This window comes from Mycolicibacter sp. MU0102 (genome assembly GCF_963378105.1).
Classification (GTDB): domain Bacteria; phylum Actinomycetota; class Actinomycetes; order Mycobacteriales; family Mycobacteriaceae; genus Mycobacterium; species Mycobacterium holstebronense.
In genome coordinates this window covers 1,557,840-1,572,456 of the sequence record NZ_OY726398.1, presented here as the reverse complement: position 1 = coordinate 1,572,456, position 14,617 = coordinate 1,557,840, and the positions used below count along the sequence as shown (strand labels likewise).

At 67.2% G+C, this 14,617-nt stretch carries 13 protein-coding genes; 4 read left to right on the top strand and 9 right to left on the bottom strand.

Translation table 11 applies throughout. The annotated features are described in order from the left end of the window. Positions 1-12: 12 nt before the first annotated feature. Positions 13-2,067, bottom strand: a complete 2,055-nt coding sequence (locus RCP37_RS07355) for an NAD(+) synthase (RefSeq protein ID WP_308486260.1) — start codon at positions 2,065-2,067, stop codon at positions 13-15. Positions 2,068-2,123: 56 nt separating this feature from the next. Here RCP37_RS07355 and RCP37_RS07350 point away from each other — a divergent pair, with 56 nt between their 5' ends. From RCP37_RS07350 to RCP37_RS07340, 3 genes are read left to right on the top strand one after another with little or no spacing between them, the layout of a single operon-like run. Further along, entirely contained in the window at positions 2,124-2,663 is a 540-nt protein-coding gene (locus RCP37_RS07350) for a cysteine hydrolase family protein (protein ID WP_308486259.1), read from the top strand. Positions 2,664-2,667: 4 nt separating this feature from the next. Continuing rightward, positions 2,668-3,519, top strand: coding sequence for a Sir2 family NAD-dependent protein deacetylase (locus RCP37_RS07345; protein ID WP_308486258.1), 852 nt, complete (start codon positions 2,668-2,670; stop codon positions 3,517-3,519). Positions 3,520-3,568: 49 nt separating this feature from the next. After that, entirely contained in the window at positions 3,569-4,861 is a 1,293-nt protein-coding gene (locus tag RCP37_RS07340; protein WP_308486257.1) for an MFS transporter, read from the top strand. On the opposite strand, the gene RCP37_RS07335 is transcribed toward RCP37_RS07340, so the two are convergent. Then, positions 4,811-6,070: a cytochrome P450 gene (locus RCP37_RS07335; protein WP_308486256.1), complete on the bottom strand. Its 1,260-nt coding sequence runs from the start codon at positions 6,068-6,070 to the stop codon at positions 4,811-4,813. The two genes, RCP37_RS07340 and RCP37_RS07335, sit on opposite strands and share 51 nt — an antisense overlap. A gap of 105 nt (positions 6,071-6,175) precedes the next feature. On the opposite strand from RCP37_RS07335, the gene RCP37_RS07330 reads away from it, so the two are divergent. Continuing rightward, on the top strand, positions 6,176-6,811 hold the full coding sequence (locus RCP37_RS07330) for a TetR/AcrR family transcriptional regulator (RefSeq protein ID WP_308486255.1): 636 nt from the start codon (positions 6,176-6,178) through the stop codon (positions 6,809-6,811). Here RCP37_RS07330 and RCP37_RS07325 read toward each other — a convergent pair. The 7 genes from RCP37_RS07325 to ndk form a co-directional block, all read right to left on the bottom strand. Continuing rightward, the gene (locus RCP37_RS07325) at positions 6,805-7,509 is read right to left on the bottom strand and encodes a PE-PPE domain-containing protein (RefSeq protein ID WP_308486254.1); all 705 of its coding nucleotides are present in this window, start codon (positions 7,507-7,509) and stop codon (positions 6,805-6,807) included. The two genes, RCP37_RS07330 and RCP37_RS07325, sit on opposite strands and share 7 nt — an antisense overlap. A gap of 12 nt (positions 7,510-7,521) precedes the next feature. Beyond that, positions 7,522-8,628, bottom strand: coding sequence for a glutamate 5-kinase (gene proB / locus RCP37_RS07320; protein ID WP_308486253.1), 1,107 nt, complete (start codon positions 8,626-8,628; stop codon positions 7,522-7,524). Further along, a complete protein-coding gene (obgE, locus tag RCP37_RS07315; RefSeq protein ID WP_308486252.1) occupies positions 8,625-10,070 on the bottom strand; it encodes a GTPase ObgE in 1,446 nt (481 codons plus the stop codon). Before obgE ends, proB begins: the two co-directional genes overlap by 4 nt. A gap of 48 nt (positions 10,071-10,118) precedes the next feature. Further along, a complete protein-coding gene (gene rpmA / locus RCP37_RS07310) occupies positions 10,119-10,379 on the bottom strand; it encodes a 50S ribosomal protein L27 (RefSeq protein WP_308486251.1) in 261 nt (86 codons plus the stop codon). Positions 10,380-10,393: 14 nt separating this feature from the next. Further along, entirely contained in the window at positions 10,394-10,705 is a 312-nt protein-coding gene (gene rplU / locus RCP37_RS07305) for a 50S ribosomal protein L21 (RefSeq protein WP_046286653.1), read from the bottom strand. A gap of 152 nt (positions 10,706-10,857) precedes the next feature. Further along, a complete protein-coding gene (gene rne / locus RCP37_RS07300) occupies positions 10,858-13,791 on the bottom strand; it encodes a ribonuclease E (protein ID WP_373693118.1) in 2,934 nt (977 codons plus the stop codon). Between the two features lie 297 nt (positions 13,792-14,088). Next, complete coding sequence (gene ndk, locus RCP37_RS07295; protein ID WP_308486249.1) at positions 14,089-14,535, bottom strand: nucleoside-diphosphate kinase; 447 nt, start codon at positions 14,533-14,535, stop codon at positions 14,089-14,091. Between the last annotated feature and the right edge of the window lie 82 nt (positions 14,536-14,617).

The following is a 14,617-nucleotide window of genomic DNA, read 5'->3' as shown; positions in this document are numbered from 1 at the left end:
CGGTGCTCCTCCCTACCCCTGCGGAATCTCCCGTTCGATCTCGTCGAGCCAGACCCGCGCCGACATGTCCGACGGGGCCCGCCATTCTCCCCGCGGCGACAGCGAACCGCCGTGGGACACCTTCGGCCCGTTCGGCAGCGCCGAGCGTTTGAACTGACTGAACGAATAGAACCGCTGCACAAAGACTTTCAGCCACTGCCGAATATCCGCCAGCGAATAGGCCTGGCGTTTGTCCGCCGGATATCCGGGCGGCCAGGAACCCGCTTCCACGTCATGCCAGGCGTGCCAGGCCAAGAACGCGGTCTTGGCAGGCGTGAATCCGTACCGCAGCGCCTGAAACAGCGCGAAGTCCTGCAGCGAGTACGGGCCAACCTTGTCCTCGCTGCGCTGAATCTCTTCACCGTCAGCCGCCGGGACCAGTTCCGGGCTGATCTCAGTGTTGAGCACCGAGGCCAGCACCGCGCACACGTCGGTGTCGAACTCACCGGAGTTGATCACCCACCGGATCAGGTGCTGGATCAGCGTTTTGGGCACACCACCGTTGACGTTGTAGTGCGACATCTGATCGCCCACCCCGTAGGTGGACCAGCCCAGCGCCAGCTCGGACAGGTCACCGGTGCCCAGCACGATGCCGCCGTTCTGGTTGGCGATCCGGAACAGATAGTCGGTGCGCAGGCCGGCTTGGACGTTCTCGAACGTCACGTCGTAGACGGCTTCGCCGCGGGCGAACGGGTGCCCGAGCTCGGACAGCATCAGTTTCGCGGTCTCGCGGATATCGATCTCCGCGAACGTCACTCCCAGCGCCTTGCTCAGCGCGGCGGCGTTGGCCTTGGTGCGCTCACCGGTGGCAAAACCGGGCAGGGTGAACGCGAGAATGTCACTGCGCGGCCGGTTTTCCCGGTCCATCGCCCGAGCCGCGACGATCAGTGCATGGGTCGAATCCAGTCCGCCGGAGACCCCGATGACCACCTTGGGACAATTCAACGCGCGCAGCCGCTGCTCCAGGCCAGAAACCTGGATGTTGTAGGCCTCGTAACAATCCTGTTGCAAGCGCTGCGGATTCGACGGCACGAACGGGAATCGTTCGACCACCCGACGCAAGCCGATGTCCCCGGCCGGCGGGTCCAGAACGAACTCCACCCGCCGGAACGCCTGCACCGCGTCCCGGTGGTGGCGGCGGTTGTCGTCGAATGTGCCCATGCGCAGCCGCTCCGAGCGCAGCAGCCCCAGGTCGACGTCGGCGACCGATCGGCGCGGGCCGTTGGGGAACCGTTCGCTGTCGTCGAGCAGCGTGCCGTTCTCCCAGATCATGGTCTGGCCGTCCCAGGCGAGGTCGGTGGTCGACTCCCCCTCGCCCGCGGCGGCGTAGACGTATGCGGCCAGGCATCGTGCCGAGGCCGACCGGGCCAGCAGGCAGCGGTCCTCGGCACGCCCGACGGTGATCGGACTGCCGGACAGGTTGGCCAGCACCGTCGCGCCGGCCAGCGCGGCCTGGGCACTGGGCGGCACCGGGACGAACATGTCCTCGCACACCTCGGCGTGCAGCACGAACCCAGGGAGATCGGTCGCGGCGAACAGCAGGTCCGGCCCGAACGGGATCTCTACCCCACCCAGCCGAATGAGTCCGCGTTCGTCGGCGCCGGCGGCCAGCTGGCGGCCCTCGTAGAACTCCCGGTAGGTGGGCAGGTAGGACTTCGGCGCGACGCCGAGGATTCGCCCGCGGTGGATGACGACCGCGGTGTTGTAGATGCGGTGCGCATAGCGCAGTGGCGCCCCCACTACCAAGACCGGCAGCAGCTCCGTGGACGCCGCGACCACGTCGAGCAGGGCCGCCTCGACGGCACTGAGCAGGCTGTCCTGCTGCACGATGTCGTCAATGGAGTATCCCGACAGGGTGAGTTCGGGAAATACGGCCAGCGCCACGCCGTCGTTGTGGCATTCGCGCGCCAGCTGTAGCACCGACTCGGCGTTGGCGGGCGGGTCCGCAAGCGTCGTGCGGTGCGTGCAGGCGGCAACCCGCGCGAACCCATGGCGGTAGGCGTTGTAGAAGTCCCCTGAATGCTCCATTGCCCCCATTGTCGCCTGGACTGTGTCAACGTGCAGCTTTCGGGTATCACCAGGGCATGACCGATACCGCGGTGGTCGTGATCGACATGCTCAACGCCTACCGTCACACCGACGCCGAACAACTGGCCGACAACGTCGCGCAGATCGTCGAACCACTGGCCGACCTGGTGGAACGCAGCCGGGCCGCCGAGGATATCGACCTGATCTACGTCAACGACAACTACGGCGACTTCACCGCTGGATTCGCCCAGATCGCCGCGTCGGCGCTGAATGGCAGCAGACCGGAATTGGTTCGGCCCGTCGCCCCCGTGGCCGGCGACCGGTTGATGACCAAGGTGCGACACAGCGCCTTCTATTCCACCCCGCTGGAGTACCTGCTGGGCCGGCTCGGCACCCGACGGTTGATCCTGGCCGGCCAGGTCACCGAGCAATGCATCCTCTACACCGCCCTGGACGCTTATGTACGGCACCTTCCGGTGGTGATACCGGTCGACGCCGTCGCCCACATCGACGCCGAACTGGGTTCCGCCGCGCTGGAGATGATGTGCCGCAACATGGCTGCCGAGAGGTCGACCGCCGCGAAGTGCTTACGCTAGCGGCATGGGCGGAACCGAGCCGACGGTCTGCGACCTGCTCACACTGCTTGCGGGCCGGCGGTTCGCGGTGCTCAGCGGTGCCGGCATCTCCACCGATTCGGGCATTCCGGACTACCGCGGCCCGGACTCGCCGCCGAGCAACCCGATGACCATCGCCCAGTTCACCGGCGACCCGGTATTTCGGCAACGGTATTGGGCTCGCAACCACATCGGCTGGCGCCACATGGCCGACACCGCACCCAACATCGGGCACTTGGGCGTGGCCGCGCTGGAAGCGGCGGGGGTGGTGACCGGAGTGATCACCCAGAACGTCGATCTGCTGCACACCAAAGCAGGGTGCCGACACGTGGTGAATCTGCACGGCAGCTACGCGACGGTGGTCTGCTTGAGCTGTCGGCAATCTTTGAGCCGAGCGTCGCTGGACGAGCAGCTTGAGCAGCTCAACCCCGGCTTCATCGACCGGGTGGGGAGGCTCGGCGGTATCGCCGTGGCGCCCGACGCGGACGCCGTCGTCACCGACACCGCGTCGTTCCGCTTCGTCGACTGCCGGCACTGCGGCGGATTGCTCAAGCCCGACATCGTCTACTTCGGTGAAAGCGTCCCCAAAGATCGCGTCGCCCAGGCCTATTCGATGGTCGACGGCGCAGAGGCATTGCTGGTGGCAGGTTCGTCGCTGACGGTGTACTCCGGCTACCGGTTTGTTCGCCACGCCGCCGCACGCGGTATCCCGGTCGCGATCGTCAACCGCGGCCCCACCCGCGGCGATGAGTTGGCCGACGTCAAGATCGACGGCGGTTGTTCGCCGACGCTGGCGTTGCTGGCTTCGGAGCTGGCCTACGAAATTTCGTCTCGGTAATCCGTCGGTAGCGGCACACAATCGCTGCGATATCCGGCACGATGCTCGGGTGACAAAGCAGCGGCTTACCCCCGACCAGCGCAACTCGTTCCTCGCTGCCGTGTTGGGCTGGTCGATGGATGCGTTCGACTACTTCATCGTGGTGTTCGTCTACGCCGACATCGCCAAGACCTTCGGCCACACCAAGACTGAGGTCGCGTTTTTGACCACCGCCACGCTGGTGATGCGCCCGCTCGGGGCGCTGCTGTTCGGCCTGTGGGCCGACCGGGTCGGCAGGCGAATACCGCTGATGGTGAACGTGATCTTCTACTCGACGGTGGGGTTCTTGTGCGCGTTCGCACCCACCTTCACCGTGCTGGTGATTCTGCGTCTGCTCTACGGGATCGGGATGGGCGGCGAATGGGGGCTGGGTGCCGCGCTCGCCATGGAGAAGATCCCGCCCGAGCGCCGCGGGTTTTTCTCCGGGCTGCTGCAGGAGGGTTATCTGTTCGGCTACCTGGCCGCCACCCTGGCCTCGCTCCTGGTGAACGACGTGCTCGGGTTGTCCTGGCGCTGGCTGTTCGGGCTCTCGATCCTGCCGGCCATGGTCAGCCTGCTGATCCGCTACCGGGTGACGGAGTCGGAGATCTGGCAGGCCACCCAGGATCGGATGCGGCTGACCCACACCAAGATTCGCGACGTGTTCACCGACGCCAAGGTGATCCGCCGATTCTGCTACCTGGTGTTGCTGATGACGGCGTTCAACTGGATGAGCCACGGCACCCACGACATCTACCCGACATTTCTGACCTCACCCGACGGGGCGGGCCTGTCCCATGTCACGGCCAAGTGGATCGCGGTGATCTACAACATCGGCGGGATCATCGGCGGGCTGGTCTTCGGCTCGCTGTCACAGCGGATGGGCCGGCGCTACGCGATCATCTGGGCCGCGGTGATGGGTTTGCCGATCGTGCCGCTGTTCGCGTTGTCGCACACCGCGGGCATGCTGTGCCTGGGCTCGTTCCTGATCCAGATCTGCGTGCAGGGCGCCTGGGGCGTGATCCCGGCGCACCTGACCGAGATGTCGCCGGATGCGATCCGCGGTTTCTATCCGGGCGTGACCTACCAGCTGGGCAACCTCTTCGCGGCGTTCAACCTGCCGATCCAGGAGCACTTGGCAGCCGCCCACGGCTACCCTTACGCCCTGGTGGTCACGCTGGTGCCGACGCTGCTCGCCGTCATCGTGCTGACCGCGATCGGCAAGGACGCCACCGGCCGGCAGTTCGGCCTGGCCGAGCCTGGACCAGCCGGGTCAGAACGTGCAAGTCATGGCACGGATCCCGTGAATGAAGCTGCCCGCTAAGTACTCCGGATCGCCGGCCTCGATGCCCGGAAGTCGATGGAGCAACTCTCCGAAGAGGGCACGTAGCTGGGCCCGCGCCACATGGGTCCCCAGACAGTAGTGCTGCCCGCCGCCGCCGAAGCCCAGATGCGGATTGGGGTCGCGGCTCAGATCCAGGCGATCGGGGTGGTCGAACACCTGCGCATCCCAGTTGCCTGACGCATAGAACATGGCCACCTTGTCGCCGGCCCGAATGGTCTGGCCGCCGAGTTCGTAATCGGTTGCGGCGGTGCGGCGGAAGGTCATCACCGGTGTCGCGTAACGGATGAATTCCTCTACCGCGGTTCCGATGCGGCGGTCGAAATCCTCCAGCAGCCAGGCCCGTTGCTCGGGAAAGTCGGTGAGCGCCCGCAGGGCATGACTGGCGGTCTGGCGGGTGGTGTCGTTGCCGGCCACCGACAGCAGCACGAAGTAGGCGGACACCTCGGCGTCGGTGAGTCGGTCGCCGTCGACCTCGGCGTTGACCAGGCTGCTGAACAGGTCGTCACCGGGAGTCTCGCGGCGTTGCGCGGCCAGCGCGGCGGCGACCTGATGCAGGTACATGATGTTCTCGCCCATCACCGCCAGCGGGTCGCGTCCGGCGAGGAACACCGGGTCGTTGGTCGATACCAGGGCATCGGCGGCATGGGCTACCTGTGCACGCTCGGAATCCGGAACGCCGACCATGTCTGCCAGCGTGCGCAGCGGCAGTTCCTTGGCGCAGTACTCGACGAAGTCGGCTCCACTGCCGGCGTCCTTGAGTTCGTCGACGATGGCCGTGGCGCTGGCCTGTATCGAGTCCTCGATGCGCCTGATCTGGCGGGGAGTGAACGCCGCGGTGGCCAGTTTGCGCAGTTTGGTGTGCCGGGGCGGGTCCATGGCCAAGAAGGACTGCGTGGTCTCCAGCAACTCCTCGGGGAAGTTCTCGAACTGCACGCCCTTTCCAGACAGGAACACCTCGTTGGTGCGACTCACCTCGACGATGTCGGCGTGGCGGGTAACCGCCCAATATCCGGCATCGTCGGGGTCGTTGAGCATGGCGTCCTGCACCGGGGGGTGCCAGCTCACCGGACGCTCGGCCCGTAGCACCGCGAACGAGCGCTCCCGCTCGGCAGCGGTGCTGGACCAGAACGCGCGCGAGGACAGGTCGACCGCGTCGTAGCTGCGCAGCGCGGCGGATGGTGCGGTCACGAGGCCTCCTCGGCGTATGGTCCCGGTCACACCGGGCTCGAACCGACAGTAGGTCTAGACAGAGTGTCTAGTCAAGACGTCGACCTTGCCGTTACGCTCACCGGTGTGGCTTCTGTGACCCGCAAGCCCCCCACCAGCCGCCAGGAGCGGCGCGAGGAGATCGAACGGCATCTCCTCGACGCCACCGAGCGACTGATGAGCGCCGGCGCCAGCTTCACCGAACTGAGCGTGGACCGCCTCGCGACCGAGGCCGGCATCTCGCGCGCCAGCTTCTACATCTACTTCGAAGACAAGGGACATTTGTTGCGCCGGCTCGCCGGCCAGGTATTCGGCGATCTCGCCGTGGGGGCCGAGCGGTGGTGGGGCGTGGCGCAGCGCCACGATCCCGACGATGTCCGCGCCGCGATGGCCTCGATCATCGCCAACTATCGGCGGCATCAACCGCTGCTGATCGCGCTCAGCGAGATGGCCGGCTACGACCCGCTGGTGGGCGCCACCTACCGCGACTTGCTCACCGGCATCTCGGGCCGGGTGGCCCAGGTCATCGAAGACGGCCAGGCCGACGGCTCCATTCGCAGCGAGCTGCCCGTTGCCGCGACCGCAAGCGCGCTCACCTGGATGGTGGAGCGGGCCTGCCAGCAGAACCTGCCGGTTCGCGACGCGGACTACGATTCCGAGCTCGCCACCGCACTGACTGAAATCGTTTGGGGCGCACTATATCTCAAGACCACCGGTCAGTAGCTCCAGGCCGAGCGGTCATAACTGCGCTCGATCCGCAGACGCCTCATACGCCGGGTGGGACAGAACCCGTAGGTGAGGTTGCCGCGCCTGACCCAGATGTTGTCGGGGCTCTCAAGGTTGACCCGGAAATAGTTGTTGTGCACGGTCAGCAGGCCCAGCAGAGCGTTCCTGACGGCCAGCGAGTCGACCTGTGCGGCAGGCAGGTTGGGAAAGTCGGCCATCCCGTCGTATTGGCGACACAGGTCCGTCACCGCGAACGGAGTGTTCCCCGGCACGCCGACGCCGCCGTAGTCGGGCAGCTTCATGAACGTGACCAGCTTCGGGTCGGCCCGATAGATGCCGTGAAACGGCTGCTCGGGGTTGGCCAGCAGCAGAAACGACACCTTGTCGGTCGGGACCGACGACGTCGGTCCCTTCTCACGCAACCACTTGCAGGCGACCTGCGCCCCCATGCTCACGGCATAGACAAGTACGTCGTCGGCATCGGGTGAGGCCTTGAAGTGGGCGGTCAGCATGTCGTCAAGGGCTTGCGCACCGCGCCGCACCGCGTCGACCGCCGGGACGTAGCGCAGGCCGTCGAAGTAGGTGTTGGGGTACTTGACGTTTCTGACGGTCTTGCCCTTGGTGACCGCGCCGCGGCACATGAACCGCAGAAACCCGCTCCAGCCCGCCCCGTCGATGGTGAATACGGTGGCCATGCGGACGAGGCGCTAGACCGCGACCAGGTCGTCGGCGTGCACGACCGGACGACGGGCATCCGGTGCCAGCTCGGCGGTGGAATGGCCGATCATGGCGTCCAGCTCGGCGGCGTCGTAGCCGACCACGCCGCGGGCCACCACTGATCCGTCCGGGCCACACAGTTCGACCACGTCGCCGCCGTAGAACCTGCCCGAAACCGCGGTGATCCCGGCAGGCAGCAGGGAGCGTCGACGATCCAGCACCGCCTGAACGGCCCCGGCGTCCAGCGTCAACATCCCGGCCGCGTCGGCGGCGTGGCGCATCCAGAACTTGCGCGCCGACAACCGTTGCGCCCGGGGCGCGAAGACGGTGCCCACCGATGCATCCGAAAGGGCGGCAGCGGCTTCACCGGCCGCGGCCAGCAACACCGGCACTCCCGCATCGGCGGCCAGCAGTGCCGACGACAGCTTCGACACCATGCCGCCGGTGCCCAGGTGACTGCCCTCGCTGGCAACCACATCGGCGAGGTCATCCGGCCCCGAGACCTCGGAAACCAGGCGGGCCGGGCCCTTGCGGGGATCGGAGTCATAAAGGCCATCGATGTCGGAGAGCAGCACCAGTGCGTCGGCGCCCACCAGGTGCGCCACCAGTGCCGAGAGCCGGTCGTTGTCCCCGAATCGGATCTCGCTGGTGGCAACCGTGTCGTTCTCGTTGACGATCGCCACCGCGTGCAATGCCCGCAGCCGGTCCAGGGTGCGGGCGGCGTTGGTGTGCGACACCCGCATCGAAACGTCCTGAGCGGTCAGCAACACCTGCCCCACCGTGCGTCCGAACCGGCCGAAAGCGGCGCTCCACGCATTGACCAACGCCACCTGACCCACACTGGCTGCGGCCTGTTTGGTGGCCAGATCGGTTGGCCGCTTGGACAACCCGAGCGGCTCCAGGCCGGCGGCGATAGCCCCCGAGGACACGATCGTCACGTCTGAGCCGGCCTTCATTCGGGCCTCGATCGCCTCGGCCAGCCCGGCTAGCCGGGCCGCGTCGAACATGCCGGACTCGGTGGTCAGTGCGGTGGTGCCGATCTTGACCACGACGGTGCGTGCGGCGCGAATCGCTTCGCGCGCAGCACTGCCGGTCACTCGTCCTCCGAATGCTCTCGGCGCTGCTTGCGTGCCACCTTGCGCTCGGCGGCACCGACTCGGTCGGTGCGCTCCAGGCGGGTGTCAGTGCCGCGGCCGGACAGCGTGATGTCCACCCCGGCCTGCGTAGCCGGCTCCCAGTCGAAGGTCATATCCCCGATAGTCACCGCACAGCCCGGTTTGGCGCCGCGCTTCAGCAGTTCGTCCTCGACCCCGAGTCGAGCCAGCCGGTCGCCCAGGTAGCCGACCGCCTCGTCGTTGTCGAAGTTGGTCTGGTGTACCCAGCGCTCGGGTTGTGTACCGCGCACAAGGAAACCGCCGTCGCCGTCGGGTTCCACGGTGAACCCGGTCTCGCCCGCGCGCACGGGACGGATCACCGGGCGTCGCGCCACCGGCTCCGGTTGCGCCGCGCGATACGCCGACACCATGTCGGCCAGGGCAAACGTCAACGGCCGCAAGCCGGCACGACTCACCGTGGAGACCATGAACACCGGCCAGCCGCGCTCGGCCGCGATGTCGTCACGGACGAACTCCGCCATCTCCAGCGCCTCGGGCACGTCGATCTTGTTGAGCACCACTGCCCGCGGCCGGTCGACCAGGTCGCCCAGCGTCGAATCCCCTTGCATGGTCGGGGTATAGGCGGCCAATTCGGCTTCGATCGCTTCGATGTCAGAGAGCGGGTCACGCCCCGGCTCAGCGGTCGCGCAGTCTACGACGTGCACCAGCACGGCGCAGCGTTCGATGTGCCGCAGAAAGTCCAAGCCCAGTCCGCGACCGGTCGAAGCACCAGGAATGAGGCCGGGCACATCGGCTGCGGTGAAGGTGTTCTCGCCGGCCGAAACCACGCCCAGGTTGGGCGCCAACGTGGTGAACGGATAGTCGGCGATCTTCGGCTTGGCCGCCGAGATCACTGACACCAGAGCGGATTTGCCCGCGGAGGGGAATCCGATCAGCCCGACGTCGGCGACGGTCTTGAGTTCCAGGGTGAGGTCGCGGGTCTCGCCCTTCTCCCCCAGCAACGCGAAGCCGGGCGCCTTGCGGGCGCGCGACACCAGGGCCGCGTTGCCCAACCCACCTCGCCCGCCGGCGGCTGCCTCGAAGCGGGCACCCGTGCCTACCAGGTCTGCCAGCAGCCGCCCGTGCTCGTCGAGCACGACCGTGCCGTCGGGAACCTTGATCTCCAGGTCGGCGCCGAAAGCGCCGTCCTTGTTGTTGCCCTGGCCCTGCTTGCCGGACGCGGCGTCGATGTGCGGCCGAAAGTGAAAGTCCAGCAGGGTGTGTACCTGGGGGTCGACGACCAGCACGACGCTGCCACCGCGGCCGCCATTGCCACCGTCGGGACCACCGAGCGGTTTGAACTTCTCTCGGTGAATCGAGGCGCAGCCGTTGCCCCCGTCGCCGGCGCGCACATGGATGACAACGCGGTCGACGAACCGGGACATGGCGTTACTACCTATCCGGCGCCGAACGGCGCCCAGTTACGCCGGCGACTAGTCGCGGGCGACAGGCACGATGTTGATGAGCTTGCGGCCGCGCTTCAAACCGAATTCGACCGCACCGGGTGCCGTGGCGAACAGGGTGTCGTCGCCGCCGCGCCCGACGTTGACGCCGGGGTGGAAGTGAGTACCGCGCTGGCGGACCAGGATCTCGCCGGCCTTGACGACCTGGCCGCCGAACCGCTTGACGCCGAGTCGCTGGGCGTTTGAGTCGCGCCCGTTACGTGAGCTGGAAGCGCCCTTTTTGTGTGCCATCTCGCTGCCTCCTGCTACTTGATTCCGGTGACCTTGAGCACGGTCAGCTGCTGACGGTGACCCTGCCGCTTGTGGTAGCCGGTCTTGTTCTTGAACTTGTGGATGCGGATCTTGGGGCCCTTGGTGTGCTCCAGGACCTCTCCGGTGACCGCGACCTTCGCCAGCTTGGCAGCGTCGGTGGTGACGGTGGCACCGTCAACGACCAGCGCGACCGGCAGCGAGACCGACGATCCCGGCTCGGACTCGATCTTCTCGACCTTGAGCACGTCACCAACGGCAACCTTGTACTGCTTGCCGCCGGTTTTGACGATTGCGTACGTCGCCATCGTTGGTTTCTACCTCTGCTTCTCGGGCGCGCACGCCATCGGGACTTGCGCAGGTGTCTGGGTTTCTGTCCGCCGAGCTGTGGTTATTCCCGCCTGGCGACAACTGGTCAAGGGTACGTGACCAGCGGCTAAGGGGTCAAACCGGCACGGCCTTAGATCGGTGGTCCGGCAGGTCGGGCCGCTGCACGCCGACGCCGGGGACGCTCGGCCACTGCAACTTCCACCTCGGGCTCGTCAAAGTCCTCGGCGTCTTCTGCATCGTCGGAGTCGTCGTCGGACTCATCCGACTCATCGATGACATCCAGGTCGTCGTCGAAGTCTTCGTCGTCATCGTCGTCGAGATCGACTTCGTCGGCGTCTTCGTCTTCGTCTTCATCGAGGTCGACTTCGTCGACGTCCTCATCGTCGTCGTCGGCGTCATCGTCGTCGGCGTCATCGTCGTCGGCGTCGTCCTCGGCGAGGTCCTCATCGGCCACGTCGGACTCCGGTGCCTCCTGAGCGACGTCGCCGCCCTCGGCCTCCTCGGTGCCTTCGGCGCCCTCTTCGGTGAGGTCCACCAAGAGCTCGTCGGCGTCGGGCACAGTCTCGTGCTCGTCGTCCGACTCATCGTGCCGGTCGGTGGCCGCAGCCATCGCCTTGAACATCGGGTGATCACCGGGCGTGTGCACCGGAACCTTGGTGACCGGCGGCTCATCGACCTTCGGCTTCTTCGAGCGCTTGCTGCGGCGGCTGCTGCTGGTGCTGCCACTGCCGCCCGATTCCGTCTTGCGTCCCGGCGCGGCCGAGTCCACTGGGTCGGCGTGCAGCACAATGCCCCGCCCGGCGCAGTGCTGACACGAGGTCGAGAACGCCTCGATCAGCCCGGTCCCCAGGCGTTTGCGAGTCAGCTGCACCAGCCCCAGCGACGTCACCTCCGAAACCTGGTGGCGGGTTCGGTCGCGGCCCAGCGCCTCGGTCAGCCGACGCAGCACCAGGTCCCGGTTGGACTCCAGCACCATGTCGATGAAGTCGATGACGATGATGCCGCCGATGTCACGCAGGCGAAGCTGCCGGACGATCTCTTCGGCGGCTTCCAAGTTGTTCTTGGTCACCGTCTCCTCGAGGTTGCCCCCGGAGCCGGTGAACTTGCCGGTGTTGACGTCGACCACGGTCATCGCCTCGGTGCGGTCGATGACCAGCGTGCCGCCCGAAGGCAGCCAGACTTTGCGGTCCAGCGCCTTGGCCAGCTGCTCGTCGATGCGGTGCACGGCGAACACGTCCGGACCGGTCTGCCCCTCCGGGCCTGAGGGGGCTTGGTAGCGGGTCAGCTTGGACACCAGCTCGGGGGCCACCGAGCCCACGTAATCGTTGATCGTGGCCCAAGCGTCGTCACCGGAGACCACCAACTCGGAGAAGTCCTCGTTGAACAGGTCTCGGATCACCTTGACCAGCACGTCGGGTTCTTCGTAGAGCGCCACTGCGGCCCCGGCGGCTTTCCCCTTGGTCTCGGCCGCGGTGGCCTCGATCTGGGTCCAGCGTTCCTGGAGACGTTCGACATCGGAGCGGATGTCGGATTCCTTGACACCCTCCGACGCGGTGCGGATGATCACGCCGGCGTCGGCGGGGACCACCTCGCGCAGGATCTCCTTGAGCCGCTGACGTTCGGTGTCGGGCAGCTTGCGGCTGATGCCGGTCGACGACGCGCCAGGCACGTAGACCAGGTAGCGACCGGCCAGCGACACCTGGGTGGTCAGCCGGGCGCCCTTGTGTCCGATGGGGTCCTTGCTGACCTGCACCACGACATAGTCGCCGGGTTTGAGCGCCTGTTCGATCTTGCGGTTGGCGCCACCGAGGCCGGCAGCTTCCCAGTTCACCTCACCGGCGTAGAGCACGCCGTTGCGGCCCCGGCCGATGTCGACGAAGGCGGCCTCCATCGACGGCAGCACGTTCTGGACGATGCCCAGGTAGACGTTGCCCACCAGGGAGGTCGACGCGGCAGACGTCACGAAATGCTCGACCATCACGCCGTCTTCGAGCACGGCGATCTGGGTGTAGCGGGCGCCCTGGTGCGGCGGTTCGGTCCGGACCCGGTCGCGAACCACCATCCGGCGTACGACGGCCTCGCGGCGGGCCAGGAACTCGGCCTCGCTCAGAATCGGCGGGCGGCGGCGCCCGGCGTCACGCCCGTCGCGACGGCGCTGCCGTTTGGCCTCCAGCCGGGTCGAGCCGGTGATGCCCTGGATCTCGTCGTCGCCGGTGCCGCGGTCGCTCTTGGCGGACCGGCTGGTTTTGGCGCGCGGGGCCCGTTCGTGAACGACGGTGTTGGGCGGGTCGTCCGACGATCCGGCGTCCTCTTCCTCACCGGCCCCGGCCTTGCGCCGACGGCGGCGGCGACGGCGACGGTTGCCCGCGTCGTCGGCCGAACCGCCCTCATCATCGGCGGCGTCCTCGGCGTCGCCGGCCTCCTCCGATTCCGCGCCGGAGTCGTCGTCTTCGGTCTCGTCGTCGCCGTCCTCGGCTACCGCGCCCTCAGACCCGCGGCCCCGGCCGCGGCCACGGCGACCACGGCGGCGCCGCCGGTTGGCGGGCCGATCACCGTTCTCGTCATCGGTGTCAGCATCGGCGTCGGAGCCGCCGAGGTCCTCGTCGTCATAGTCGTCCGAGTCGTCGTCTTTATCCGCTGGGACGTCGCGGGGCACCGGGCGCTCGAAGGCGACCGGCTGGGGAGCGACGAACAACGGCATGTAATCAGCCCGCACGGCGGTCGGCTCCGGTGCCGTCTCGAGCAGCAGCCGAGACTCCGGCTCGTCGGGGACCTCGCCGGCCACCTCGGCCTCGCCGGCCTCCTGGAACAACCCGGTGACCGCGGGCTCGGCGAACGAATCCAGCAGGTCGCGGACCCGCACCGCCTCGACACGATCCACGCTGGAGTGGGCGCTGCGTGCCCGGCCATCCAGCTCGGTCAGCGCATCCAGGACCCGCCGGCTGGTGGTGCCCAGAACCCGCGCCAGCGAGTGCACCCGCAGTCGATCGGGCAACTCTTCGCGCTCGACCGGCGCTGCCGGTGCCTCTGAGTCAGGGCCTTTAAATAGAGAGGGGTCTGCCACGTACGTCTCCTCAAGCCCCCGGGCGCGTCGTTGCGACGCGGCCACGCGAGGACTTCTCGTTATGGGCCCGGCTCACTTCTCCGGGCTTGTGGTGGTCTCGCTCCGAGGGGCTCGGGTTGAACCGACTCGGTGCCTGGCTGAATGAAAACCGGCGATCGGCGCCGCATCACATATCGCGACCGTCGCACTCGCCGAAGTCTTCATTCGGGTGTCGGACACCGGTCCGGTGACGTTCACCCGTTAGTCAGTATCCCACACAATCCACAGGGGCCGGACGAAAGGCACTAACTTCCGGCGTCAGGCCAGTGTCATCGGGGCCGTCGGCGCCGACGGCTTCAAGTCGGGAAACCACAGCGCGATCTCACGCTCGGCCGACTCCGGCGAGTCCGAGCCGTGCACCAGGTTGTACTGGGTCTCCAGACCGAAGTCGCCACGGATGGTGCCCGGGGTGGCCTTGGCCACCGGGTCAGTACCACCGGCGAGCTGCCGAAATGCCTCGATCGCACGCGGTCCCTCGACCACAGCGGCGACCACGGGACCTGAGGTGATGAAGTCCAGCAGCGAAGCGAAGAACGCCTTGCCGTCGTGCTCGGCGTAGTGCTGCCGGGCCACGGCCTGCTGCACCGGCCGCAATTCCAGGGCCGCCAACGTCAGGCCCTTCTTCTCGATGCGGTTGATGATCTCGCCCACCAGCCGACGGTTCACGCCGTCCGGCTTGATCAGTACCAAAGTCCGCTCAGTCATGCAGCGCCGCTCCTCATCCATCGTTCCGCCCTGCGTCATCGCCAGCGGCACGGGCGATAGCGTACCGGCCCGTTAGCCGGTT

Coding starts and splice junctions, on each gene's coding strand:
- RCP37_RS07355 (WP_308486260.1), bottom strand. CDS start 2,067: ATGGAGCATTCAGGGGACTTCTACAACGCCTACCGCCATGGGTTCGCG.
- RCP37_RS07350 (WP_308486259.1), top strand. CDS start 2,124: ATGACCGATACCGCGGTGGTCGTGATCGACATGCTCAACGCCTACCGT.
- RCP37_RS07345 (WP_308486258.1), top strand. CDS start 2,668: ATGGGCGGAACCGAGCCGACGGTCTGCGACCTGCTCACACTGCTTGCG.
- RCP37_RS07325 (WP_308486254.1), bottom strand. CDS start 7,509: ATGGCCACCGTATTCACCATCGACGGGGCGGGCTGGAGCGGGTTTCTG.
- obgE (WP_308486252.1), bottom strand. CDS start 10,070: ATGTCCCGGTTCGTCGACCGCGTTGTCATCCATGTGCGCGCCGGCGAC.
- rpmA (WP_308486251.1), bottom strand. CDS start 10,379: ATGGCACACAAAAAGGGCGCTTCCAGCTCACGTAACGGGCGCGACTCA.
- rplU (WP_046286653.1), bottom strand. CDS start 10,705: ATGGCGACGTACGCAATCGTCAAAACCGGCGGCAAGCAGTACAAGGTT.
- ndk (WP_308486249.1), bottom strand. CDS start 14,535: ATGACTGAGCGGACTTTGGTACTGATCAAGCCGGACGGCGTGAACCGT.